Annotated in this window: 25 protein-coding genes and 6 tRNA genes; 4 read left to right on the top strand and 27 right to left on the bottom strand. The window is 48.3% G+C overall.

The window, feature by feature from the left end; translation table 11 throughout:
• Window positions 1–8: 8 nt before the first annotated feature.
• The 4 genes from ppnP to DCC85_RS06145 form a co-directional block, all read right to left on the bottom strand.
• Window positions 9–326, bottom strand: a complete 318-nt coding sequence (gene ppnP, locus DCC85_RS06160; RefSeq protein ID WP_108464788.1) for a pyrimidine/purine nucleoside phosphorylase — start codon at window positions 324–326, stop codon at window positions 9–11.
• Between the two features lie 68 nt (window positions 327–394).
• Window positions 395–2,419, bottom strand: coding sequence for a transketolase (gene tkt, locus DCC85_RS06155; protein WP_108464787.1), 2,025 nt, complete (start codon window positions 2,417–2,419; stop codon window positions 395–397).
• Window positions 2,420–2,763: 344 nt separating this feature from the next.
• Window positions 2,764–3,666, bottom strand: a complete 903-nt coding sequence (gene purU, locus DCC85_RS06150; protein ID WP_108464786.1) for a formyltetrahydrofolate deformylase — start codon at window positions 3,664–3,666, stop codon at window positions 2,764–2,766.
• A gap of 64 nt (window positions 3,667–3,730) precedes the next feature.
• The gene (locus DCC85_RS06145) at window positions 3,731–4,840 is read right to left on the bottom strand and encodes a deoxyribonuclease IV (protein ID WP_108464785.1); all 1,110 of its coding nucleotides are present in this window, start codon (window positions 4,838–4,840) and stop codon (window positions 3,731–3,733) included.
• Between the two features lie 179 nt (window positions 4,841–5,019).
• Here DCC85_RS06145 and DCC85_RS06140 point away from each other — a divergent pair, with 179 nt between their 5' ends.
• On the top strand, window positions 5,020–5,955 hold the full coding sequence (locus DCC85_RS06140; protein ID WP_108464784.1) for a TIGR01777 family oxidoreductase: 936 nt from the start codon (window positions 5,020–5,022) through the stop codon (window positions 5,953–5,955).
• 78 nt (window positions 5,956–6,033) lie between these two features.
• Here DCC85_RS06140 and DCC85_RS06135 read toward each other — a convergent pair whose 3' ends face one another.
• From DCC85_RS06135 to DCC85_RS06075, 13 genes are all read right to left on the bottom strand, one after another.
• Window positions 6,034–7,863, bottom strand: a complete 1,830-nt coding sequence (locus DCC85_RS06135; RefSeq protein ID WP_108464783.1) for a DUF6382 and FHA domain-containing protein — start codon at window positions 7,861–7,863, stop codon at window positions 6,034–6,036.
• 13 nt (window positions 7,864–7,876) lie between these two features.
• Entirely contained in the window at window positions 7,877–8,383 is a 507-nt protein-coding gene (locus DCC85_RS06130) for an A24 family peptidase (protein ID WP_108464782.1), read from the bottom strand.
• 9 nt (window positions 8,384–8,392) lie between these two features.
• The gene (locus DCC85_RS06125) at window positions 8,393–9,367 is read right to left on the bottom strand and encodes a pilus assembly protein (RefSeq protein ID WP_108464781.1); all 975 of its coding nucleotides are present in this window, start codon (window positions 9,365–9,367) and stop codon (window positions 8,393–8,395) included.
• The gene (locus DCC85_RS06120; protein ID WP_108464780.1) at window positions 9,336–11,555 is read right to left on the bottom strand and encodes a hypothetical protein; all 2,220 of its coding nucleotides are present in this window, start codon (window positions 11,553–11,555) and stop codon (window positions 9,336–9,338) included. The genes DCC85_RS06125 and DCC85_RS06120 overlap by 32 nt, the downstream gene beginning before the upstream one ends.
• A gap of 22 nt (window positions 11,556–11,577) precedes the next feature.
• Complete coding sequence (locus DCC85_RS06115) at window positions 11,578–12,240, bottom strand: TadE family protein (protein ID WP_108464779.1); 663 nt, start codon at window positions 12,238–12,240, stop codon at window positions 11,578–11,580.
• Complete coding sequence (locus DCC85_RS06110; protein WP_442789524.1) at window positions 12,237–12,437, bottom strand: Flp1 family type IVb pilin; 201 nt, start codon at window positions 12,435–12,437, stop codon at window positions 12,237–12,239. The genes DCC85_RS06115 and DCC85_RS06110 overlap by 4 nt, the downstream gene beginning before the upstream one ends.
• Window positions 12,438–12,460: 23 nt before the next feature.
• Complete coding sequence (locus tag DCC85_RS06105) at window positions 12,461–13,333, bottom strand: type II secretion system F family protein (RefSeq protein ID WP_108464778.1); 873 nt, start codon at window positions 13,331–13,333, stop codon at window positions 12,461–12,463.
• 17 nt (window positions 13,334–13,350) lie between these two features.
• Entirely contained in the window at window positions 13,351–14,163 is an 813-nt protein-coding gene (locus DCC85_RS06100; RefSeq protein WP_442789535.1) for a type II secretion system F family protein, read from the bottom strand.
• On the bottom strand, window positions 14,154–15,395 hold the full coding sequence (locus tag DCC85_RS06095; protein WP_108464777.1) for a TadA family conjugal transfer-associated ATPase: 1,242 nt from the start codon (window positions 15,393–15,395) through the stop codon (window positions 14,154–14,156). Before DCC85_RS06095 ends, DCC85_RS06100 begins: the two co-directional genes overlap by 10 nt.
• Window positions 15,396–16,529 carry a CpaE/TadZ family protein gene (locus DCC85_RS06090; protein ID WP_108464776.1) on the bottom strand — a complete coding sequence of 378 codons (1,134 nt, stop codon included), beginning with the start codon at window positions 16,527–16,529 and terminating at the stop codon, window positions 15,396–15,398.
• 136 nt (window positions 16,530–16,665) lie between these two features.
• Window positions 16,666–17,115, bottom strand: coding sequence for a thiol-disulfide oxidoreductase DCC family protein (locus DCC85_RS06085; RefSeq protein WP_108464775.1), 450 nt, complete (start codon window positions 17,113–17,115; stop codon window positions 16,666–16,668).
• 81 nt (window positions 17,116–17,196) lie between these two features.
• Window positions 17,197–17,475 carry a hypothetical protein gene (locus DCC85_RS06080; RefSeq protein ID WP_108464774.1) on the bottom strand — a complete coding sequence of 93 codons (279 nt, stop codon included), beginning with the start codon at window positions 17,473–17,475 and terminating at the stop codon, window positions 17,197–17,199.
• 160 nt (window positions 17,476–17,635) lie between these two features.
• The gene (locus DCC85_RS06075) at window positions 17,636–18,058 is read right to left on the bottom strand and encodes an organic hydroperoxide resistance protein (RefSeq protein ID WP_108464773.1); all 423 of its coding nucleotides are present in this window, start codon (window positions 18,056–18,058) and stop codon (window positions 17,636–17,638) included.
• A gap of 311 nt (window positions 18,059–18,369) precedes the next feature.
• Between DCC85_RS06075 and DCC85_RS06070 the strand changes: the two genes are divergently transcribed.
• On the top strand, window positions 18,370–19,722 hold the full coding sequence (locus tag DCC85_RS06070) for an Nramp family divalent metal transporter (protein ID WP_108464772.1): 1,353 nt from the start codon (window positions 18,370–18,372) through the stop codon (window positions 19,720–19,722).
• 110 nt (window positions 19,723–19,832) lie between these two features.
• Here the strand turns inward: DCC85_RS06070 and DCC85_RS06065 are convergent.
• A tRNA-Leu gene (locus tag DCC85_RS06065) sits at window positions 19,833–19,915 on the bottom strand.
• 85 nt (window positions 19,916–20,000) lie between these two features.
• Complete coding sequence (locus tag DCC85_RS06060; protein ID WP_108464771.1) at window positions 20,001–20,369, bottom strand: helix-turn-helix domain-containing protein; 369 nt, start codon at window positions 20,367–20,369, stop codon at window positions 20,001–20,003.
• Between the two features lie 240 nt (window positions 20,370–20,609).
• Here DCC85_RS06060 and DCC85_RS06055 point away from each other — a divergent pair, with 240 nt between their 5' ends.
• Entirely contained in the window at window positions 20,610–21,206 is a 597-nt protein-coding gene (locus DCC85_RS06055; protein ID WP_108464770.1) for a hypothetical protein, read from the top strand.
• Between the two features lie 224 nt (window positions 21,207–21,430).
• Here DCC85_RS06055 and DCC85_RS06050 read toward each other — a convergent pair.
• The 8 genes from DCC85_RS06050 to DCC85_RS06020 form a co-directional block, all read right to left on the bottom strand.
• Window positions 21,431–21,513: transfer RNA gene (locus DCC85_RS06050), tRNA-Leu, on the bottom strand.
• Window positions 21,514–21,529: 16 nt separating this feature from the next.
• Window positions 21,530–21,605, bottom strand: a tRNA-Lys gene (locus DCC85_RS06045).
• 64 nt (window positions 21,606–21,669) lie between these two features.
• Window positions 21,670–21,744 (bottom strand) — tRNA-Glu (locus DCC85_RS06040).
• A 204-nt stretch (window positions 21,745–21,948) separates the two neighbouring features.
• Window positions 21,949–22,149 carry a hypothetical protein gene (locus DCC85_RS22900; RefSeq protein WP_159081801.1) on the bottom strand — a complete coding sequence of 67 codons (201 nt, stop codon included), beginning with the start codon at window positions 22,147–22,149 and terminating at the stop codon, window positions 21,949–21,951.
• A 73-nt stretch (window positions 22,150–22,222) separates the two neighbouring features.
• Window positions 22,223–22,314: transfer RNA gene (locus tag DCC85_RS06035), tRNA-Ser, on the bottom strand.
• A gap of 8 nt (window positions 22,315–22,322) precedes the next feature.
• Window positions 22,323–22,398: transfer RNA gene (locus tag DCC85_RS06030), tRNA-Asn, on the bottom strand.
• A 49-nt stretch (window positions 22,399–22,447) separates the two neighbouring features.
• The gene (locus DCC85_RS06025) at window positions 22,448–22,666 is read right to left on the bottom strand and encodes a hypothetical protein (RefSeq protein ID WP_108464769.1); all 219 of its coding nucleotides are present in this window, start codon (window positions 22,664–22,666) and stop codon (window positions 22,448–22,450) included.
• 86 nt (window positions 22,667–22,752) lie between these two features.
• A complete protein-coding gene (locus tag DCC85_RS06020) occupies window positions 22,753–23,214 on the bottom strand; it encodes a SprT family protein (protein ID WP_108464768.1) in 462 nt (153 codons plus the stop codon).
• A gap of 91 nt (window positions 23,215–23,305) precedes the next feature.
• Between DCC85_RS06020 and DCC85_RS06015 the strand changes: the two genes are divergently transcribed.
• Window positions 23,306–23,668, top strand: a complete 363-nt coding sequence (locus DCC85_RS06015) for a hydrolase/acyltransferase (RefSeq protein ID WP_108464767.1) — start codon at window positions 23,306–23,308, stop codon at window positions 23,666–23,668.
• Window positions 23,669–23,731 lie beyond the last annotated feature (63 nt).

Genomic DNA, 23,731 nt, shown 5'->3' with positions numbered 1-23,731 from the left:
TTCTTATCTTATTGATTGCTGTAGGAGCAAAGATAGTCCGTTACAGCGCGTACTTCCACCTGGAAGGATGAATGGGCAGGCACCTCAAAGGTGCCTTGTCCCCGGATCTCAGTCCACTCAGCTTGACCTGGCAGAAGCACCTTCAATTCTCCGGAGAGAATCTCCATCAATTCTGCCGAATCCGTACCGAATTCATAGGTGCCCGGAAGCATAATTCCCAGCGTCACCTTGCTCCCGTCCTGAAGCCAGACTGTACGGCTGGTTACCTTGCCTTCAAAATATACATTAGCAGCCTTATCGACCGTAACATTTTGCAGCTGAGCCATACGGATCCCGCTCCTTCGTCATGTCAAAGATGAGCGCCAGGGGCGCTATAACCTATTCCCTATTTATCTTACAACTGTTCTTTAACGAGCTTCACAACATTCTCTACGGTAAAGCCGTATTCTTCGATCACTTTGTCGCCAGGAGCGGAAGCACCGAACGTATCGATTGCAAGAATCTTGCCGCTGTCGCCTACATAGCGTTCCCATCCGAATGGGCTCGCCATTTCAACAGCTACACGCGCCTTCACGTCAGGCAGGATTACAGAATCTCTGTAAGCTTTATCCTGTTTCTCGAACAGGTCAAAGCTTGGCAAGCTGATGACGCGTACATGTACGCCTTCTTCTGCCAGCTTCGCTTGAGCTTTAACCGCAAGCTGAACTTCTGAACCTGTAGCGATAATCTGAGCTACTGGCTTGCCGTCCTTCGCTTCGGATACTACATAACCGCCGCGCTTAATACCTTCACGAGCAAGCTCACCTGTCTTCTCAAGAATAGGCAGGTTCTGACGAGTCAGCACCAGAGCTACCGGATTCGATGTATTCTCAACAGCATAAGCCCATGCTGCAGAAGTCTCGTTGCCGTCTGCCGGACGAATGACAGTCAGACCTGGAATAATGCGCAGAGAAGCCAATTGTTCGATCGGCTCGTGCGTAGGTCCATCTTCACCAACAGCAATACTGTCATGGGTCAGCACATAAGTCACAGGCAGCTTCATGATGCTGGCCAGACGAATAGCTGGACGCAGGTAATCGGTGAATACGAAGAACGTACCGCCAAACACCTTCAGTCCGCTGTGCAGAGCAATCCCGTTCATGGCAGCAGCCATACCGAATTCACGCACACCAAAATAAATATTGCGTCCTTCATAGCTGCTTGGAGTATATACTGGAAGACCCTTCAAATGAGTCATTGTGGAGCTTTCAAGGTCTGCAGATCCGCCCACAAGGTTAGGAACGCCTTGAGCCAGACCATTCAGTGCATTACCGGAAGCCACGCGTGTGGAAAGCGCTTTGTCTTCAGCAGTATATTTAGGTAGCTGAGCATCCCAGTTAGCAGGCAGCTTGCCTGCTGTAGCTTGCTCAAACTGAGCAGCCAGCTCAGGGAATTCTGCTTTATATTTCGCAAACTTCTCATCCCAAGCTTTGTTCACAGCAATGCCGCTTTCTTTCACTTTGGCAAAATGACTGCGCACATCCTCTGGAACGTAGAAGTCTTCCTCGTATACCCATTTGTAGAATTCTTTAGTCAGCTTAGCTTCTTCAGCGCCGAGCGGAGAACCGTGAGTACCGCCATGGCCGCCTTTACCTTGCTTGTTCGGGCTTCCGTAACCGATAACGGTCTTAACTTCGATCAGGGTAGGACGGGAAGTGTCCTTCTTCGCTTCTTCAATAGCTGCAGCAAGTGCGTCCAAATCGTTGCCGTCCTTCACAAGCAGCGTCTGCCAACCATAAGCATCAAAACGCTGTCTTACATTTTCGGAGAAGCTGAGGTTCAGCTCGCCATCCAGGGAGATGTCGTTAGAATCATACAGGAAGATCAGCTTGCCAAGCTTCAGATGGCCAGCAAGAGAAGCCGCTTCGGAGGATACACCCTCCATCAGGTCGCCATCGCCGCAGATGCCGTAAGTATAGTGGTCGATGATGTTGTGATCACCTTTGTTATAAGTAGCTGCAAGTTGAGCTTCAGCCATTGCCATACCTACAGCCATGGAGATCCCTTGTCCCAGAGGGCCAGTGGTAGCGTCAACGCCAGCAGTATGTCCGAATTCAGGGTGACCTGGAGTTTTACTTCCCCATTGACGGAACTGCTTCAGATCGTCAAGAGAAAGATCGTATCCGCTCAGGTGAAGCAGGCTGTATAGCAGCATGGAACCGTGTCCTGCCGACAGTACAAAACGGTCACGATTGATCCAAGTTGGATTTTCAGGATTGTGGTTCATTGTCTTTGCGAACAATTGATATCCCATTGGCGCAGATCCCATAGGCATGCCAGGGTGACCCGATTTCGCCTTCTCAATGGCGTCAATCGCCAAAGTCCGGATGGTTGTAATCGACAGAGCGTCGATCTTTTTGTTGTCTTCTATAGAACTCATTACGCTGTTTCCTCCTCATTCCTACTAGGAATATGTTGGTTTGGGGTTGCTCAATTCAATTACATCACTTTGAAAAAGTCAAACTGACTTTTTATATGCGCAGTTATTGTAACATACTTTGCGAGCTGATATCTATACCGTTTGGAGAATGTTCTTTATACAGAACTATTGCCCTGAGGTCCCATCTCCCATACATTACCCTTTCTGGTTAGCCTTTTATACGGGCAGCAAACTTTTAGTCTACATTTTTTGGATAGAAAAAAGCGCCTCTAAGCATCGATGTGCTGTAGAAACGCTATATAGATAGAGTTACCCTACTTCAAGAAGCTAAAGGTACCTCCACTTTAAAATACAACGGTTTTATTCTGATGCACCAAAATCCGGTCCTCAATGTGCCATTTGACCGCTCTGGCTAGCACAACCCGTTCGATGGTACGGCCAATTCGCTTCAGTTCGGCAACATCATCGCGGTGGCTAACTCGCTGAACGTCCTGCTCAATGATCGGCCCGCCATCAAGCTCTTCGGTAACATAATGAGCCGTTGCTCCAATAATCTTTACCCCGCGGTCATAGGCCTGCGCATAGGGTTTGCCCCCCACAAAGGCAGGGAGGAAGGAGTGATGGATATTAATAATCCGGTTCCGATAGGGCTGGATCAATCCCGGGGATACAATCTGCATGTATCTGGCCAGAACAATCAAGTCTACTTGCCCGTTGACCAGCTCAAGCTGTCGCCGTTCAGCTTCAGGCTTGGTGTCCGGCGTAACAGGTACATGATGATACGGAATCCCGAACGATTGCACATATTCCTTCATGTCAGGATGGTTGCTGATCACCATAGCGATATCTGCATCCAGATCCCCGGCCTGCCACTGCCATAGCAGCTCTACCAGGCAATGATCCTCTTTGGAGACAAAGATGGCAAGCTTCTTCTTGCGGCTAAGCGGATAAATGGCCCATTCCATTTGAAAGCCCTCAGCCACCTTACTGAAGTCTTGTTCAAGTAGAGGCAGGCGCTTGTCCAGCTCCGCAAGGTCAAATTCCACTCGCATGAAGAACATGCCACCCTCCGGGTCCATCGTATATTGGTCCGACTGGACAATATTCGCCCCGTGATCATACAAAAAGCGGGATACTGCCGCTACGATCCCAGGCCCATCGGGGCAGGAAATCAGCATACGTGCCCGGTTGCTATTCTTAACGCTTTGTAATCCGCCAGTATTGTAGTTCTTCAAGTGTGTATCCATCCTTGTTCTCCTGCCTCCTCAAATTGGTGATCTTCTCATAAACGGCTAAGACTCCCTTGCCCGCTTACCCCTGTGCCAGACACGCAATCAAACGCTGATTAATAGCTTCTTCCGACAATTCAGGAAAGATGCTGGCTTCAGCAACAAGGTCATACAGCCGCTCCAGCGGTTCGCGCGGATCCGCCTTCTTCGCCTTGGCATCATTTTTCAACAGGGTCCATGTATCAAGCACAAAGCTGCGCGGAACGATTCCTTGCTTAGTGAAGAATGATCCGAGCATCTCAACCTCTGTCAAGAAGCCTTCACCAAAGCGTTCAGCCGTATCCCCCCGCAGCAGTGCAATTTCAGCTTCATACATGGGGCGCTGTGTTTTCGCATCCTTGCCGATCCAAGGTGTCTCAAGAATAAAAGGACGACCTTGCAGGGCTTCATGATGAACGACCCGGTTAATGGTCTCAAAGCCGATCCAGCCTGTCCCAATCGGAGTATGGCGGTCCTTGCGCGCTCCGACCGGGTTCTTACTGTCATTGATATGAACCACAGCAATTCGGTTTAGTCCAACCGTCTTATCGAACTGCTCCAGCACTCCATCCAAGTCGTTAACGATGTCATAGCCCGCATCATGGATATGACAGGTATCCATACAGATAGTGAGCCTTTCGTTGTGAGTAACCTTGTCAATAATTCGAGCGATCTCTTCAAAAGAACGACCCATCTCCGTTCCTTTTCCAGCCATCGTCTCCAGTGCAATATGAACATCTGTCTCATTTGTTCCGTTCAGCACTTCATTTAACCCGTCCGCAATTCGCTGTATCCCATAGTCTGCGTCCTTATCTGTGTATGCTCCCGGATGAAGCACAATGTTGCTGACCCCAATCGCATGGGTGCGGCGAATTTCCTCCTGTAGGAAATCAACAGCAAGCTCATAGGTGTTCGACTTATAAGAGCCTAGATTAATGATGTAGGGAGCATGTACAACAATATCATCCATGCCGGCAGCCTTCATGAGCTCTTTGCCTTCTTCAATATTCATCGATTCTATAGGCTTGCGGCGCGTATTCTGAGGTGCACCGGTATATATCATGAACGAGCTTGATCCGTAGGAAGCCGCCTCTTTCGTCGCGCTGATCAACCCTTTATCGGAGAAAGAAACGTGGGAGCCAATTCTTAGCATTTCAAAGTACCCCTTTCAGCTGTTGGAAAAACCGCTTCCGGCTTTATTTAGCCATTCAAAGCGTCTCTCCAATCAAGATAAGCTTTATTTTATCTTGAATTCTGAAATAAATCTAGAAATAAGGTATAATTCAAGGTCAATAATACGAGCATTTGAAACATTCTAAGGAGGCTTGTATAATGCGCATTGCCATAGGCGGGGGCTCCGGCTTCATCGGTCAAGCCTTAACGAAATATTGGAGCCGGGAAGGACACGAAATTATTGTCCTGTCACGAAGGATAACCAAGATAACTAAGCAGATAAGCAGCGAAAAGGTGAAGCACATAACCTGGGAGGAGGCCCTGGCCAATTCCACTGTCCTTGAAGGGCTGGATGGCTTTGTAAACCTGGCCGGAGCGTCTCTCAATCAGCGGTGGACCTCTTCGGCCAAGAACAGCATCCTAAATTCGAGAGTCCAGACGGTTAAACAAGCCTCCAGCCTCTTAGCAAAGCTCACCACTAAGCCGAAAGTGCTGATTCAGAGCTCTGCCGTAGGTATCTATGGAATTTCCACAGAGGATACCTTTGACGAAAGCTCTACGATCTGCCCCTCAGACTTCTTATCGGAGGTCTGTGTGCACTGGGAGTCAGAGGCGGATGCTTTCACATCGCTTGGAATACGCACAGTAAAGCTGAGAACAGGGCTTGTACTGGGCCATTCAGGAGGAGCCTTCCCTCTGATCAAGCTTCCCTATATGCTCGGATTTGGAGGCCGGATAGGAAGCGGCAGCCAGTGGATGTCCTGGATTCATCTTCATGATCTAGTGCGGCTTATTGATCATTGTATAAAGCATTCCACGCTGAATGGACCGGTAAATGCGACCGCTCCAAAGCCTGTAACCAATGATGAGTTCGGCCGAACGATAGGCAGCGTATACCGCAGACCCCACTGGTTCCCACTGCCTGAGAGGCTGATGCGCATCGTGCTGGGTGAGCGTGCCACCCTTCTGCTTGATGGGCAGCGTGTCCTTCCACAGCAAGCTCTTCAAAGCGGATTCCAGTTTCAATTTGCAGATTTGAAAAGTGCTCTGAAGGATCTACGATACAGCGGAGCTTTAGGGTCAGCCCTCGATTGAGCCAAGTGCACAAGGATAATTTGTGCATGGTTATATGTCGAACAAAATTACTCCTAACCTTTATGATCCTGCATACGCCTAGCATAATTTATAAATAGCTGCTGCAATTGTAAATTCATCACCAGGCTTCAGCTGATAGTCTTTATAAGGGACCATCGGCTCTCCTCTTAATAGGGTTCCGTTCTTGGAACCCAGATCTTTCAATCCGCAGCTGTCTTCCTGCAGCATAATCTCTACATGGGCCCTGGAGACGCCGACCGTTGTCTCGACGTACTGGGCTACTTCCCCTGACCGGCCAATGATGAAGCTTCCTGGCTTGAGCTCAATCCGCTCCGGTATCCCGTGCTCTCCTTCCCGGCGTTCCAAGTAACGGCTTGGACGGCTTAGCGAACCGTTTACGCTGCCCCGTTCTTCTATAAGACTGTCTTTACCTAGGAGAACAGTTGCTTCTCGCCGGGAGGATAACAGCTGAGTTCGCCCGCCCAGTTCAGCATAATAGGACTCCGAAAGAGACCGATCATCCATCACCTGCTCTACGTTGGGCTCATACCTCTCCGAGCCTGCAGCGGCTCCCAATAAGCTTGAGCTCTTCTCTGAACTAAGAAAGGCATCATTCCACCGCCATTTTGCTTCTGCCTCATACTCTGCATTCTTGCGAATAATCGGCTGCCTTGGTGGAATTAGCGGTTCATCCTCTACCGACTGCCTGCTCACAACATTATGCTGATGACTTTCCAATGATTCTCCAGAGAAAATCTCGTTCCAATTTACTTTGGCAGATGAGAAATTCCCCCTGCTACTACTATCCTCCGCTTCAAGCTCTTCACTGTCCGTCTCCTGCTTAAAGAATGGGATACGCAATCTTCCCGTGACCATCCCAAAGGCACCGGCTATAATGACTACGGTTAATGCTGTGCTAATCCATAATTGGACAGTGCCCGGTCTATCCAGATAAAGAAACTTCCAGACAAGAGACGCCGCAAGCGCAGCCCCCAAACATAGATAAGTTCTTATTTTGGACGGAAAATGTTCGGAATCGGGCAATGCCTCCTGCTCCTGTATTGAAGTAGAAGACGAGATCCTTCCCGCTGCCGCAAAGCGCTGGTCTTCTTGGAACGGCTTCTTCAGTCGTCCTCCTGCGGCTGGCGAATTCCCCTGTATCTTCATATACGCTGGCCCACTGTTCCCATTACTTCTGTCGCCCCCCGCTTCCCTGCCTCGCTCTCCTATGATTTTCCGTTGATCTCTTTCTCTCGAGGGATTTGATAAGGAGGACTGAAGGTCTTGAGGACTATCCCGCACCTCGGCCAGCCCAGTCCGTCCTTCTAGTAATTCAAGCAATAGCGTCCGAAGGGCTCCATAGGAAAATTGGCCACTGCCGCAAAAATCCACTAGTCGTTGAATCCCTATTCCCTCTAAACTACTTACACATGTCACCAGCCTCATAGCAAAGGCGAGAAAACGCTCTGCCTCATTTGAGGCAACATTCAGCCCCCCGTCTTGAAGCGGAAGGTAGGTAAAATAGATTCTTCCTCCAATAAGAGAATCCCTATAAAATATATACTTCTCATCCAATATAAAATTAGACATCTTCAACATGTAGAGTTTGCAATTATCCAGAATGGAAACAGCTTGCAGCAGCAGTCCATAATAGTCTGTCATTGCAATTTTCTCACCCTTCATGCCTTGAGCCAGCATCCTAAGTCCTGAAATGCCATAATGAAGACTTGCCTTATAGTCCATTTCCTTCACATGCAGCTCCAGCAGCCCAGGGACATGCGCAGAAGCAAGCATATTGCACTGAATATGGCTTAGATCCGCAGAGTGAAGACCACTCTCTTTAGTAAGGACCATAAAAGTATGCCCATCATTGACAAATTCGGTTTTCCATCCGCTCAACAATTCCAACGTCTATCCACCCCTATATATACAGATAAGCTAAGATACAGCCTGGCAGTACGGCCAGCATGAAGGGAAAATGGAGCATCTCCCCTTCTACATGCCGGATCGGGAGCAGACTACGAATGATCACCGCGCCGAGGATGCTCCGGAGGGCAAGGCTAATCCGGCGGAATACTTCTCGCCGAATAAGCAGAATAAAGAAGCCAATGATTCCTGCTATAACAATGGAGTAAACAAGGGATGATAATGTGAAGCTCATGCCCGTCCAGACCCCAATTCCGCCGAACAGCTTCACATCACCTCCCCCAACCGTACGGAAGCAATACAGCAGAAACAGAATTCCAAATCCTAATAGGGATCCCTTCAAACCGTATACAACCCCAGACCAGCCCCCGGCAATCAGTTGATACAGCAAACCAGATAAGAAAAATGATATCGTGACCTTATTAGGAATCTTCATCGTTCTGATATCTGTAATGAAAGCTAAAACAACAAACAATGCACACCCTATATACGGCAACTGCATAAATACCTCCTATTTCCGCTCCGGGCTTCCAACCGTAAAAATATCCACAGTACGCGCACCCTCCGCTGCTTCTATGACAAACTGCCAAGTTCCGGGAGTGGTATTCCCTCCTACAAGCCAGTTCCATTCCAGAATTCCATTGCTATCTGCCGTCGCTTGTCCCAAATATTTGGCTACGCTCTGCCCACTCTTGTAGTACACGGACAGGGTTGCAGATACTCCTGGAGCTAGCCTTGCCCTAATCTTGGCTTTATGCCCGGCCAGTGCCGGGTTAGGCTTCTCAAGAACAACGGCCGCTTGGCCTGTGCCCCCCTCGCCATCTCCCCCCTTGCCTGCACCCGCCAGCTCATCCGTGTCCCCGATCCATAAGCGTTCCTCCGCCTTGGTCTGAAGGACAACTGGCCGATAGACAAAGGGTACTCTTATAGGCAGAACATAACTAACCTCAATGGCAAAGTACGGTGTCTTTCCAGATTTCAAATCAGGTACTGTAACGCCCGTGACATGCAGGCGATCCAGTTCCAATCCGGCCTCTATAACAAAGGACTTCAAGATCGGCTTAAGTGCAGGGTCCAGGACAGCTTCCGCAGCCTGACTCTTCAGGTTCTCTAGTGGTTCTTGTCCAGCAGCTGCCGCAGACTGCAGCCATCCTGAGAGTGGTTCAGGAAGCTTGGATCCATATTCCTTAGCTAAATCCTCTGGCGATAGACGAGGCAGACCCAATTCCCTACCTTTGCGCTCCAATGGATCACCGTCATCAGAATGAACTGCCAAAGCCACCGGGTAAATATGAGCAGACACCTGCCTGACTGCATTGGTAACCGCCATATTCATCCTCGTAGAGATGATCGTCATCTGAACAAAATAGATAAAAAAGAACAAAAACATTATGAAGAAGGGCAGAACTAACGCGGCCTCGAGAACGATGCTCCCTCTGGTACCTTTCAGCTCCTTAATAGGAATAGTCGGCTTGCTTGACAGCATAATATCGACTTCCCTTCACACGCCCGTTGATTATTCCCGCAGCATTCAGCATTCTGGCTACGCCCGGTAAAAAAAATAAACGGATACTAGTTGTAACCTTACTGGATACATATGTAGCACGCTCAGTTGGATTAATGGATGTGTTCAGCCGAATCAGTGCCAGCATGCGGGTCAATTGATCATTTCCTCCCCCGTGTAAGAGCATGAATATCCGCAAATGATCCTTATAAGATAATTCGAACTTTATGTATTTGCTAACCGGAATGCTGCCGGTCCGCGTTAAGGTCACCAGGTCTTGAACCGCATGTTCTATCCCATACAGCAATGCGGCAGCCAGGATAATTAGCGGGTGCCCTTTGTTCGCATTTACGATAAAGCCCTCCATCGTTCGAATAGCAAGGCGCGTCGCGAATATTTCACTGTAAGCAGCGGCTACATTACCAACCGGATTATGGAATCCGTATAAGATATACTCCATTTCCTGTTGATCGCTGCCAAACTGATCAAGGGCTCCGGAGAAATCCTGATCATTTCCGCCTATAAGCTCCTTTAGCTTAGTAACATCAAATGCTTGGAAATACTCAGCTACATATTCTGAGCGAAAACATCTATCCGTCATTCCTGTGAGCAAATCAGCAAGTCCCCCATAGAGATCATCCATATTCTTCATAGAATTTGTACCTTCATCATATATGTCGGTGCTATTCAGTTTACGGCCGGCCGTTTCATGAGCTGCAGCTTCTTCGTTAAACCTCTCGTTCTCTTCGCCATACTGTTTCAGCAGGTCAAAAGATCGCTGCTGCGCTTGAAGCCTGCTCTTCAGCGAAGAAATACGCCCCAGCATATTTCCCGCTTCCTTCAATCCCCCCTTCGCCTTAGCTTCCAGTGCTTTCCGCTCAGTCTCGTGGGTACGATGCGCATCGACCCGTGCAGCAGTCTGATCTATGGCATTCCCGGTACCTTTATCGATGAACTTCTGAGCATAACCGGCTAATTGTCCTGCGGTCTCTATGACTCTGCTCTTAAGCTCGAAGGGCTCGGCAGATCCGGACAGTAAGGGTCCACTATAATTACTTAATGCTTGAACAGCCGGCTTCACTTGATTGAAGTGCATGCGCTGTTCTTGAATGACAGCAAGCGCTTGTTCAAAGAATGCTTCATCGCGAAGCAGCCCTCTAGATTGCTGCCGAATCTTCTCAATCTCTTCACTTCCAGGCACATGTTCTGACAAGGCAGCAGTCTTTGATGAGGACACACTGTCATAACTAGCTAGAGCAGGCCTCTGCTCTGACTCCCGTATGACGACCTCCATCTCGGCATTATAAGCTTTGGCCTTATTTATGAACTCTTCAGCCTCAGATAAAGATAGATGTTCCTGATTAGCAGCTTGCAGCCCGCTCTGAAGCTGGCTGTACAGCTTTGAGACATCCCTCTGATATGCGATGATTTCCATAGAATATTGCCTTTCAAGTGGAGGCAATTCCTTATCTGCTTGGTGTTTGGTACGATAGTCCTCATATGCTGCGGCAGACTGCTCGGCTGTAGATATTGTCCCGCCTATGGTCTGGTCTGAGATATAACTGATCCTCCTGCCTGGCACCAGCTCAGACATCCTTCCTGCTTTCTCCGCAGCTCTTCTCTGAATCTCTAACGCCTTATCCAAGACCTGCTCTCGCTGATCAAACAGCTTCTGCAGCTTCCCCATTACGTCCATCGTGGTGGATGCCTCCTTCATGACCTGGGACAGCGGGCGCAAATGATTGAATATCTCCAGGGTGAAATTAATAGGAGCTTTATACTTCATCTGTTCACGGAGCTGCTGCTCGAAAACTGGGTAGCTTCCAAGAGGCTGCAGCATATCAAGCTCGGAAGACTCCAGGTTGATGCCCAGCAGATTAAAACTGTTTTCACGGCTGCTGAAATGGAACCCGTCTTGCAATACCTTGGACATGATATACGCTTCATCTGTCTGACCATATGCGAATAACCCATATCGATCCAGGAGTTCCGGATCATAAGCCGAGGCTACCGAGCTTACCGCCCGGTGGGCATTAACTTCACTTTGCGCCTGTAAGGCAGCCATTCTTGTATAATCAATAAACACAGCTACAAAGGCAAAAATGAACGCAAATACTAGAATCAGAAATACCGATACTACTCCTTGTTCGGAGCGCTTGTGATCGAACATGATAACACTCCTATCAGCTGACTCACTTGCCGAATAAGTCCAGCGTCTTCCCTGCATCCTCCTTGCTGAAGAAGCCTGCTGATGCAGAACCAGTGAATTTAGCTCCTAAATAACGGGCCAGCTCAATACTGCGAATCCATTCTACAGGCTCTACGGCATAAGCTACAGATTCAGCGGCCTGCCTTGGCTCCTGACCAAGCACCCGTTCCAGTGGAAGTAGCGGCACGAGCCGGGTGAATTCAGCCTGAATTGTCCGCTTCATCAAACTGTGTGAGTAAACCATGGCCCCCTCCATCGGGTTTGGAATTTCTTGAGCGGTATTCGCTAGCTTCTTCAGGGAGAGTGAAGAGCTCTCATCAGCTGAAGCCGGAAGCTGAAGCCGATTGGCTGCGTCTTGATGATCTCTGCCTAATATGGCGTTAAGCATACCGTCTTCCCCAATTCGCCAGTAGAGACGATCCCGCTCACGAACATCGAAGCCTCCTGTACGGGACGCCCGGTGACTATCATTCCATGAAAATGCCGCTCGTTCGGCAGCTACCGTCGTCAGCTGTCCAAGCACTGCATTCTGATAGAGATACATGCAGAAGAACATCAAGATCAACAGCGTAATAAACACAATAGGCATAACTAATGAAGCTTCCAAAGTAAAACCGCCCCGGTTATCTTTAATAAACTTAATCATTTATCATCCATAAACTTCTCAGTCTTACTCTGCGCTTTCCCTAGCAGACTCTCTACAATGTCCTTCAGTTTGTCTCTGAAAATAATCGCGATAATAACGATCACGGCTATGATCAGAATCATTTCAAGCATCCCCAACCCCCGATCATCTCTCATAAAATCACGGTATTTCTTTGAAATATGCATCTTCATTTCCATCCCTATTCCTCCCAAGGATATCGTCATAAACTCATCATCATAAAAGCAGGTGTTCCAACTAACATCAGCACAATTACAAACAACAGCAGCATGGGCAGCAAAAGCTTGGATGAAGCCTGTTCGCCCCGAGTACGGCATATCGCCTTGCGCTTCTCCCACAAGGAATGCGACAAGTCCCGGAGCGCCAGCGTAAAATCATTGCCCCCTCTGCGGAAATTAAGCAGCACAGCTGTTGAAAAGGCGGATACCTCCTGAATTCCGCATCTGCGGCTAAAGCCTTCCAAGGCCTGCTGAAAAGAATATCCGCTCTCCCACTCCCGCATCATCTGGAACAATTCACGATAAAGCGGATGAGACTCACTGCCTTTCTTGCGCTGCAAGCACTGCTTCATCGCCCGCTGAACAGTCTCCCCGGCTCCTACCAGCAGCATCAGCTTGTTGAGCAGTTCGGGTAGCTCCATGATCACTTCTTGTTCTCGCTTCACCACCTTTCTATGGAGATCACTGATGAGCGCAGTAGGGATTAATATTGCCAACAGTGTACCTGCTACAAACCCTATAGCCTGTCCTTCCATCAGCAAGGAAAGGATGCATCCGCTGCATATAAGGAGCCATATGTAAGAGAGCATCTCCGCCAAATACAGCAGAACGAGCTCTCCACTGGACCAATCGCCATATACCTTGCGCACCGATCTTCCAAGCTTGAAGAAAAAGTTAGGGAACTTCTTCGAAACCTGAATAGCTTCAAGCAAATACAGCATGGGCGGTGATATTCTCTGAAGCCTCACCCCTTCCATAGTCAGAACGGTGAATGCCGTGTACTTTCCCTTGGAACGACGGAACAGATACAGCCAAGACCCTGTCATGACTCCCAGAAGAACCAGCCAAATACCCATAGCAGCACCCTCGCTTTCTAGACGCGTATATCCATAATCTTGGAGATTAACAACATGCACAGCCCGAACAGCAGCAGTGCAACCCCTGATATAATTAGTCCTCCTCCACTGTAAAGAGGCTTCATATAGTCAGGTGATGTTAAATTCATAAATATCAAAAAGAAAATTGGTGCTCCTAGTAGAAGTTTGGATTCCAGCCTCTTCTGCGCGATTAGAACAGCAATCTCCTGGCTGACTTCCAGCTTCTCTCCAATCACATTGGAGGTCCTCCGTACCACTTCAACCAAATCCCCTCCAGTGCGCTTGCAGGTCACGAAGACATCTGCAAAATTGTTAATGTCCTCGTTGCTTGCCCGGCGGCTGAAATCCATGAGCGCCTCCTCAATCGGCTGACCGTACTCCAAACGAGTTACAATAATGCTCAGCTCCCGAATCATGTCATTGTTCCCATCCGGATATAGCATGCGAAGATCCTGTATAGCTTCGCGAAATCCATTCTCCACAGAGCGGCCTGCTGCCAAAGAGGAGGATAAAGAATACAGCGCCTGTTTAAAGTGAAGCCCAAGAATCTCCCGTCTTCTTCGTAGCAAATACCGGCTCCAGTATTTTGGGACTCTTCCCCCGCCTAACGCTAATAACAAGGACAGGAAACAATGATGAAAAAACACATAGCCTACTCCAAACAGGCAAGCACAGCCAGCCATCAAGGTAAGAAGGCGCTGCCGGGGCGTCAGCACGTACTCATCATATCTAGGCAGTCCTGATTCACCGGAGCTCTTAGTCCTTATCCGGTTCTTACACTTTGGTCCTGGGCTCTGCTTCAACAGTATCGTTCCCCTCCTTCTTCTTCGGGATATCCGGCCATCCTTAACTTAGCCGTATGCTGCAGCTGCTGATCTGTCCTCCGCAGCCGCCCACAGATCCTGCCTTCCTGCTCCCCGGCCTCCTCAAAAACATAAAGCGGCTGAATGATCACTTCTCCTTGAGAAAGACCGGTTACCTCAGAGATTTCCATGACCCTGCGACTGCGATCGCGAAGCCGGGCAAGATGCACAAAGATATCTATAGCAGAGCTTATCTGCTGACGAACAACTTGAATCGGAAGATCTGCACCGCTGAGTACCATAGTCTCAAGCCGACTAACCATGTCCTTGGTGCTGTTTGAATGCCCAGTTGAAAGTGATCCATCGTGCCCAGTATTCATCGCCTGCAGCATATCCAGCGCTTCCCTGCCGCGCACCTCGCCGACTACGATCCGGTTTGGACGCATGCGCAGAGATGAGCGGATGAGATCCCGTACCGTAATCTCACCCCGTCCTTCGGTATTCGTATTCCTCGTCTCCAGGGAGACAAGATTCGGAACGGTCACGATCTGCAGCTCCGCGGAGTCTTCGATTGTAATCACCCGTTCATCGGACGGGATATATTGAGACAGGGCGTTCAGAAAGGTCGTCTTCCCGGAGCCAGTTCCGCCGCTCACAAAAATATTGTATTTACTTGCAACCAGCTTCTTCAGAAACTCTGCTGCCTCCCCGCTTAACGCTTCACGCTCAACCAGCTCCTGCATAGTCATCGGTTTCTCCGGAAACTTGCGAATCGTCATCGTCGGCCCCTTCAGGGCAACAGGGGGGAGAACGATATTCACCCGTGACCCGTCCTTCAGACGGGCATCTACGATAGGCGAAGATTCATTCACTACACGGTTCACCCCAGCTACAATAGTCTGAATAATATCCTCCAGCCGATCCCTGGACTCAAAGGCCAGAGCCACTTGTTCGACCTTCCCCTCCCGCTCAATAAAAATCTCCTCATGGCTATTGATCATAATCTCCGTTACAGAGCGGTCATCTACTAACGGCTGAAGCAGATCGAGCCCACGGAACGAATCATACATCCGTCGGACAAGCCTGCGCTTCTCTCCGGCTGTCAGGTCACTCAGCGCCTGTTCTCTTCGCAAATAGTTCTCAATATATGCTATGAGCTCCGCGTCACTATAGGAGGATGTAACATCCAGCCCGGACCGAATTCCGGTCCGAAGCGCTTTAAATTCGGACTCCAGCACTTAAATCTCCTCCTGTTCCTTCAAGCCGAAGGAGCTTCCGGATAATAAGGCACGGCGCAGCTTCAGCAGGTCTCTCTGAAATGCCGAGGAATTGCGCAGCTCATGACTCTGTGTACACTGCTTCCATTCAGGGATGTACGCGAGGGTAAGCTCTGGTATCACTTCCAATCCGAGAGTCTGATTCAGGAAGGTTCCTAAGTATCGATTGAGAACAAATAGCGTCTTATTCATTGGTTTTGTCAAAGAGAGCTGTTCTTTCTCCAATTGGCTCATACAAAGCGCCTCCTTGCATAAGACTGCAATGTCATCTGTAAGAAGCCATACGATCCGGTCACATCGCTCCAGAGCAGCCTTTGTGCGCTCATTGGGATAGGAATCCAGATCTATCGCAAGCAGCTCATATTCCCCGCTATCTGCAATGTAATCAATCAAGCGGAGAGTATCGGCCTGATCCATCTCCAGCAATTCATTGATATTCTCTACTGGGGCGAAGATATCCGCATTAAGCGCCGATGACTCCGAGGCATAATGTGATACCGGCTGGTCCGGGTAAGCCTGCTGCTCGGAGGCTGCCTTCAAGTCATATAGAAGCTGCTCAAGCCCTCCCCCGGCTGTTCTATTTCCGCTTGTCCCCTGGAAGGTTTCAAGATTTAAATAGAACACCTTCATCCCCTCGGTGCCCAGCAGCTTAACAAGCTGCTGGGCTACCGTACTCTTCCCGCTACCTCCTGCAGCAGAATATACAGCGATTACCCGAGCCTGCGACCGGCCTCCTTCCCTCAGCGTCCCCCCTGATTCCGGCCGGCCTTTGAGCACAGCATCAAGCAGCTCGTTCAGCGGCTGATACTTCATTAACACCTGCCCAGCATAATCCTCCCTTCCATGTTCACTTAAGCAGTAAACGGCGTTTCCCGGCTGTCCACTCTGCGAAAGCTCGGTTAGAAAAGGAAGCTCCGCAAGAATAACAGCCGCTTTCCCCGAATCCCCCATATTCAGATGCTCTACAAAATCATCAATACGGCTAAACGCCTGTATTCGTGCACGCCTACTGTATTCGCTGCAGCGGATGTAGTCCAGAAACAGCTCAATATACTGCTCATCCTCTACACCCAGTACAATTCGCACAGGACCCAAAAGTGATCAATCCTTTCAAAGAACGCAAAAAAAAGCACCGTCAAAAACCGAATATCGGTTCTTAACGGTGCTTCCGTTGTACGTTCCTTATTTTTACAAATAGAATAGCACAGATCCAACCTCCTGGCAAGCCAGATTAACGGGGCTCCCCAAGATCCAAAAAGCGCTCCTTCAGCTCTTGCGTGGGCACCATACAAGTATCATCACGGCCAAAGAAGCGATATCGGTTACGGGCAATGTAACGATAAGCTCGGTCGCGCCAGCTTCTTGGAAAGAAACGCAAAACAGCCGCCAGCTTCCACGGCATTGAAAGCTGCATCGCAATCCTCACCACCGCCTCAGAACGAACGTATACCTGCCCATTCTCTATCACGATGATCGTATCCGGAATTTCAGGCACAGATGTGAGACCCTGCTGAGCAAGAATCTGTCTGCCAACCGGAGACTGAAGTGAGGCAAAGCGAAAATAACCTGGCAGATCATGCCTGATGATGAAACGGGTTAACCCCTGGCATAGATGACATACTCCATCAATAAGCACAATTGCATGTTCGGCCTGTGCATCAAACCTTCCATGCGGCTTCACAGCAGATGACCTCCCTACCCGAAAGTATACCAAAAAGCGCGGATCACTCTCCGCGCTGCTTGATGAATACCAATGCCTGTCTTACTCGCCTAAAGCCTTGCTGAACCACTGTCCATCATGCATTTGCTGCCCGATATCATCCGAGAAGTTATCCATGCACTTACAAATGAAATCCTTGCGGCATACCGGACAAGGCGTCTTCTGCAAGCGGCTGATATTGGTGAGCTTCCACTCTGGAAACCGGTTATAGAATACGCGGCACTCTGTTCCATCCTGCAGATGGACAATAAATTCGTACAAGCCTTCTTTATCGTTACTGCTGGCTTTAGTTACGTGCTCAACATTCGGTCTGTAGGACATCCTCATCACCCGTTATTTTAAATTTCGTTACCTCTATAGTACTTAGACATAGTAATGAATTTTGAACGCCCTGTCAAATACATACGATCCGTTCTACCGTAAAGAACAATAAAAATAACTTCCCGCAGAAGTAAAAGCGGAAAGTTATTTAAGCAGCTGCTTACTCGACAGCGTTCAATTTCACCACAATGTTGCCGCGTGTAGCTTTGGAGTATGGGCAGAATTCATGAGCTTTATGCAGAAGCTCCTGAGCTTGAGCCTTGTCTACCCCAGGTATTTTCACATCCAGCTGCACAGATAGCTGAAAGCCGCCATCGGATTCGTCCTTGCCGATAGTCACATGGCTCGTTACGACCGTTCCATCCGTCTTAATCTTCTCTTTGCGGGCCACGTTCGCAAGCGCGCTCTCAAAGCACGCTCCATAGCCTGCTGCAAAAAGCTGCTCCGGATTAGTGCCGTCTCCGCCAGATCCCCCAAGTTCTTTGGGCATACTTAACGTATGTTTTAAGACACCGTCCGAGGATTCCACCGAGCCAGTGCGTCCTCCTTTTACCGTTGCTGTTGCAGTATATAATGCTTCCATATTTCAACACTCCTTTTAATCGGGTTAGAACCTACACTAATTTCTATAAACCCCTGAGTATATTTGAAACCAAAACTGCACATATAAGCGAATATCACAGAGGTATCGTTTACCCCTTTAGAATCCGGTTTAAATGACGTTGTGACCTCTAGATCAAATATGAAATATAGGATGTCCAAATATCTTTTTTGTTCATTCCATCAAAAATGTGCCAATTAAAACGTTTACACTAAAAAGTTTCCCTAGACAAAAATTATTGTAGGTATACAATATTAATAAAATTACTTTCCTTCATATTAAGGGTGATATTTATGGATAACTTCCAAGAAGAAGGATCAGCTCCCCACATGAAGGGATGGAGAACGAACTCGGCACAACCTTCACTGCCAGAGTCACATCGCTCTCTTCACATTCCTCATACGGGATCTGGTCTTAAGAAATTTTTAGCCTTTGTAGGTCCGGGCTATATGGTTGCTGTCGGCTATATGGATCCAGGCAACTGGGCTACAGATATTGAAGGTGGATCTCGCTTCGGCTATACCCTGCTCTCCGTGATACTCATCTCCAACTTGATGGCCATTCTGCTCCAGCATTTAGCCGGCAAGCTTGGTATTGTGACCGGAAAAGATTTGGCTCAGGCCACGCGCGACCACTACTCGAAGCCTGTTGCTATCGCGCTTTGGATCTTGTGTGAGCTAGCGATCACAGCCACCGATTTGGCGGAAGTGATCGGCTCGGCAATTGCACTTAACCTGTTGTTCGGGCTCCCGTTATTATACGGTGTAATTGTTACAGCCTTTGATGTTCTTCTGATTCTGCTGCTTCAGAACAAAGGCTTCCGGTCCCTTGAGATTTTTGTAATTGTACTCATTGCAACCATCGGAATCTGCTTCGGGGTTGACCTCATTCTCGCCAAACCGCATTTCGGGGATTTATTACTGGGGTATGTGCCATCTGCTGAGATTATTACTAACCCAGGCATGCTGTATGTGGCGATAGGGATTTTGGGCGCGACGGTCATGCCGCATAATTTATACTTGCATTCCTCCATCATCCAGACTCGAAATTACAATAATGACGAGAAAGGAAAGCGGCAAGCAATCAAGTTTATGACATGGGATTCCACCATTGCACTGACCCTCGCTCTCTTCATTAACTCCGCGATTCTAATCGTATCTGCGGCGACCTTCAACAAAGCGGGTATGACTACGGTCTCTGACATTGGGGATGCTTATCATTTGCTTACACCGCTCGTAGGCACCACACTTGGGAGCGTCATGTTTGCCGTTGCGCTGTTAGCCTCGGGCCAGAACTCCACACTTACCGGGACTTTGGCCGGTCAGATCGTGATGGAGGGCTTTGTAAATATCCGCCTGAAGCCATGGCTGCGCCGTCTGATCACCCGGCTGATTGCTATCATTCCAGCTGTCATTGTCACTATCCTTTACGGGGAAAAAGGGACACAGGAGCTTCTGGTGTTCAGCCAGGTCATTCTATCCCTTCAGCTGCCATTTGCTGTAGTGCCGCTTGTACGCTTTACTAGCGATAAAAACAAGATGGGACAGTTCGCTAACAAGCTATGGATCAAAATCCTAGCCTGGGTGATCACAATCATCATCATCCTGCTTAACATTTTCCTCATCGTTCAAACCTTCTCAGGCTGACAGATATGCAAAAAACGGGCATTTCATCGAATAGGATGAACCGCCCGTTTCTTCTTAATAAACAAGAAAAAACCGTCCAATAAGGACGGCTTCCTTGTTAAATCTTATGATGCGGTCGAGAGGACTCGAACCTCCACGGGCGTACGCCCACTACCCCCTCAAGATAGCGTGTCTGCCATTCCACCACGACCGCACAATATAATGTTTCAAGCGAACATTTAACATTATACAGCTAGCAAGCAAGAAAGTAAAGTGTTTTTATAAAAAAAGCCCAAATCTTAATTCGACTCAGGCTTTTCTCCATTCTTAGTTCGTTTGCGGTAATGCACAAATTCTATGTATTCCAAAATAAAGGCCTCTTCTTCCGGTGTCAGATTCGCTTGGTCTAAAGCTGCCAGATTCGGCACATAATATCCCTGCGGTTCCTTAACCTGTTGAGCCCTTCTCTCCTTGCCGAGCATCAGCCAATCCAGACTAACGTCAAAGAAAGCAGCAATTTCAATCAATTTATTCGAGCTCGGGGTCGATTTTCCCCGTTTCCAATCGCCTAAGTTGCCAGTGCTGATTCCAAGCTGCTCGCAGAACCTTTTCTTGGTCATGCCATTAAGCTTAATAAGCTGTTCAATTCGTTCGTAGATTGAATGCATATCTCATAGACCTTCCTTTTATCTCTGCGCTTTAATCGCGCAAATCAGTAATTTATATTGTAAAATTACGTAATTTCGTATATACTTAAATCCGTAATCCTTAACTCAGCTGAAACTACATAGATTGAACTAAAGTTTTGCGTTGAACTTCATGTGATAACGGCGCAATAAGCCTATGACATTTATTTCTTCAGTTTATTCTATATAGTCGATGAATTTTGTAAGTATAGGAGAGTTACCTTGACAAACGGGTACAACATTTGGAAGTTAGCTGCACAATCCCTGCAGCAGGGCATTGCCATCACGGATCGGGCCGGACGCATTCTTGAATCGAATTCCTCCTGGGAAACGTTCGCAGCCAAGGATGGATTACCGCTTTATTTCGGATGGCAAGGAGTTAATCTCATACAAATCGCCGAGTTCCGTGCAGCGGATGGCGACCTGTTCTCGGATCGCTTTCTTCATGCCGCCCAGCAGGGACTTCATGGCAAGACTTCTTATATCCCTATGGAATATAGCAAGAACTCTTGCAATGATATCAAGTGGCTGTCTCTTGATATTGCTCCATGGCATTCTGACTCACAGCAGGAGATCTCAGGACTCACTTTAATCATTAGGGAAACCGAGCCTTTTATATCGCTCTCCTCCCACAATAATCATCTGGCCCCGATGTGTGCTGTCTGCAAACGAATTCGAGACGATCACGAGGAGTGGAATACCATTGAGAGCTATCTAAAAAAATGCTACCACACTGAATTCACACACGATATATGTCCTGACTGCATTCGCAGGGTATATCCTAAATACGCCTCAATTCTGAACACCCCTAAGCAGTAATTCAGCCAGAACTTACACCTATATAGATTGAAATAAAGTTTTACATGAACTTTCTATGTTCACGGCCTAATATGACCCTATAGCAACCATTTCTATAGTTCATTCTATATAGTCCATTAAATTGTACCATATTTCCCACCGATATCTAAATCTGCACAAATCAGCAAATTTCGGAACAAAAAATGGGGAAGGTTGTCCAAAGACAACCTTCCCCATTCTCGTAATGCGGTCGAGAGGACTCGAACCTCCACGGGCGTACGCCCACTACCCCCTCAAGATAGCGTGTCTGCCATTCCACCACGACCGCATATTCAAATATTAAATGGTGAGCCATGAAGGACTCGAACCTTCGACACCCTGATTAAAAGTCAGGTGCTCTACCAACTGAGCTAATGGCTCATGATGTCAGTCATGATGTACGTAAGCACCTAGTCTTTATAATGAAAGTGTTCATTTAATAAAGTGGTGACCCGTAGGGGAATCGAACCCCTGTTACCTCCGTGAAAGGGAGGTGTCTTAACCGCTTGACCAACGGGCCACAGTAACTTACTTACTGCATAAGCTGTCTTTCGCAGCGACAAGATTGAGTATAGCAAAACTAATGACACCTGACAAGCCTTTTTCACAAGAAAATTAATGGATATTTATGGGTGAATCAAAAGCACACTAGCTCAAGAAGCGGATTTACCAATCCCCTCCGAAAGGTACCAACCATGAAATCCGAGCATCCCGTTACAGACAATTAGAACGTCCACCTGCAGGGAACCAGCTGCCTGTCACACGCTTTGAGCAAGCCGCCGAAGATTCTCCGCGCAGGGTTGCCGAAGGACTTGCGGCGGCTTCTTAGCACACAGAGCGAAACAGCAACAGTACCGAAGCTGCCCAGAAGACCGCTCGTAAGACCAAAGACCAGGGAACTCCACAAACCCTTATTAGCACTCAAAAGAAAAATTCCACGCACAAAAAAAACAACGTACTTCACAAAGAAGCACGCTGTTATGTATGATGAGTTAATATGGCGGAGAGAGAGGGATTCGAACCCTCGCACCGCTTACGCAGTCTAACCCCTTAGCAGAGGGTCCCCTTATAGCCACTTGGGTATCTCTCCAAAAGAAATGGCTCCCCGAACAGGACTCGAACCTGTGACAACTCGATTAACAGTCGAGTGCTCTACCAACTGAGCTATCAGGGAACGTTATGAATAAGAACATTTATTACTTTATCACGCCCCCCTCCTAAAGTCAAGCTGTGATCTTTTCCCAAAATAAAAAAGAACCATCTTCTCCATACTTCGAGAATTGGTTCTTCAGGTGTCGACTGCTGTTCAGCAGCTCCTTCTTCGTCTTCGTTGTTCGGGATCGCAAATCGATAGCCGCAAACATGCTCCGGCTGTCGGCCGGGTTCCTCTTCCCTTCCCTTACGAGCTTATCCCGCTGTTTTCTAGCAGCAGATTTGGCCATTATCAATCACTCCTTAGTTATCATCTTCTCTTCCATTATACTATAAACTTATCCCTCATGGTACTTGACAGCTGGACAAACGTTCTCTAAAGCTCGCTTAGCTTCAGCCTCCCAGCACATCTGCCGCAGCGGTAGCGGCTTGGATCTACCCTGCGCTTACGAAGATATTCCGCAGCACAGCTTTGACAGGTCAGCTTATATTTATAAGGGAGCGGCTGTCTGGCTTTGGCTTCCGGCAGTCTCTGGCAATAGCGACTTCCTCCCACCTGCCGAAGCAGGGCTTTAAATTCCGGGTCTCTGTGCTGGTATCCTCGTCCCCGCAAATGCAGATGATAATGACACAGCTCGTGCTTGATGATCTTCTCCGTCTCCTCTTTGCCATAGGCCTCCAGTTGATGAGGATTGATCTCAATATTATGGCTCTTCATAAAGTATCGTCCTCCAGTCGAACGCAGCCTTGCATTAAAGCTTGCCTGATGGAGAAAGGGTACGCCGAAGGAACGCAGTGAAATTTCCTCAATCCAAGCCTGGAGCTCATCATTACTCATCTTTTGCTCACCTCTTTCATGTACTTGAATTTTAACTTCCCTCTACGCTACACTGTCAAGTAGGAATGAACCTGGGGGGAGAATCATCATTATGCCGAACATGCGATATTGTATTATGCAGCTGGACAATGAGCTTCTTTATATTGAAATGCCAGCAGACTACGCTTATCAGCTCAGCGCGCTGAACCTGCGTCTGAACAAGGAAATTTCCAAGCTTACTGCAGAGCAGGTGCCTTCTCTGCCTCTGGCAGTAGCTGAGTGCGAGAAGCTCGATCTTCTTCGTGAGACGGACAGCGTAATTCAGGGTCTGGATTATATTAATGAACTGGAAAGGGCCTTCTCCTCCATTCAAGAGAGCAGCTACCCGCTGATCTCCCTGCTAACCGAAATCCGCGCCCTCCAGGCCCAACTGGAGCAGTGGTACGAGGAGGAGGCAGAAGGTCTCCTTCATTAGGACCTGCACATCTTGGGGCATCTTCCCATATGCTAAGCATACCAAAGGGATTACCGCGTAAGG

The sequence above is a fragment of the Paenibacillus sp. CAA11 genome (assembly GCF_003060825.1).
Lineage (GTDB): Bacteria > Bacillota > Bacilli > Paenibacillales > Paenibacillaceae > Fontibacillus.
Note: the sequence above shows the minus strand (reverse complement) of the source record. Positions and strands in the feature narration are given on the sequence as shown.

Excerpts from the sequence above, each read along its gene's own strand:
- ppnP (WP_108464788.1), bottom strand. The coding sequence starts at position 326 with ATGGCTCAGCTGCAAAATGTTACGGTCGATAAGGCTGCTAATGTATAT.
- tkt (WP_108464787.1), bottom strand. The coding sequence starts at position 2,419 with ATGAGTTCTATAGAAGACAACAAAAAGATCGACGCTCTGTCGATTACA.
- purU (WP_108464786.1), bottom strand. The coding sequence starts at position 3,666 with ATGGATACACACTTGAAGAACTACAATACTGGCGGATTACAAAGCGTT.
- DCC85_RS06145 (WP_108464785.1), bottom strand. The coding sequence starts at position 4,840 with ATGCTAAGAATTGGCTCCCACGTTTCTTTCTCCGATAAAGGGTTGATC.
- DCC85_RS06140 (WP_108464784.1), top strand. The coding sequence starts at position 5,020 with ATGCGCATTGCCATAGGCGGGGGCTCCGGCTTCATCGGTCAAGCCTTA.
- DCC85_RS06130 (WP_108464782.1), bottom strand. The coding sequence starts at position 8,383 with ATGCAGTTGCCGTATATAGGGTGTGCATTGTTTGTTGTTTTAGCTTTC.
- DCC85_RS06125 (WP_108464781.1), bottom strand. The coding sequence starts at position 9,367 with ATGCTGTCAAGCAAGCCGACTATTCCTATTAAGGAGCTGAAAGGTACC.
- DCC85_RS06120 (WP_108464780.1), bottom strand. The coding sequence starts at position 11,555 with ATGTTCGATCACAAGCGCTCCGAACAAGGAGTAGTATCGGTATTTCTG.
- DCC85_RS06115 (WP_108464779.1), bottom strand. The coding sequence starts at position 12,240 with ATGATTAAGTTTATTAAAGATAACCGGGGCGGTTTTACTTTGGAAGCT.
- DCC85_RS06110 (WP_442789524.1), bottom strand. The coding sequence starts at position 12,437 with ATGGAAATGAAGATGCATATTTCAAAGAAATACCGTGATTTTATGAGA.
- DCC85_RS06105 (WP_108464778.1), bottom strand. The coding sequence starts at position 13,333 with ATGGGTATTTGGCTGGTTCTTCTGGGAGTCATGACAGGGTCTTGGCTG.
- DCC85_RS06080 (WP_108464774.1), bottom strand. The coding sequence starts at position 17,475 with ATGTCCTACAGACCGAATGTTGAGCACGTAACTAAAGCCAGCAGTAAC.
- DCC85_RS06075 (WP_108464773.1), bottom strand. The coding sequence starts at position 18,058 with ATGGAAGCATTATATACTGCAACAGCAACGGTAAAAGGAGGACGCACT.
- DCC85_RS06070 (WP_108464772.1), top strand. The coding sequence starts at position 18,370 with ATGGATAACTTCCAAGAAGAAGGATCAGCTCCCCACATGAAGGGATGG.
- DCC85_RS06060 (WP_108464771.1), bottom strand. The coding sequence starts at position 20,369 with ATGCATTCAATCTACGAACGAATTGAACAGCTTATTAAGCTTAATGGC.
- DCC85_RS06025 (WP_108464769.1), bottom strand. The coding sequence starts at position 22,666 with ATGGCCAAATCTGCTGCTAGAAAACAGCGGGATAAGCTCGTAAGGGAA.
- DCC85_RS06020 (WP_108464768.1), bottom strand. The coding sequence starts at position 23,214 with ATGAGTAATGATGAGCTCCAGGCTTGGATTGAGGAAATTTCACTGCGT.
- DCC85_RS06015 (WP_108464767.1), top strand. The coding sequence starts at position 23,306 with ATGCCGAACATGCGATATTGTATTATGCAGCTGGACAATGAGCTTCTT.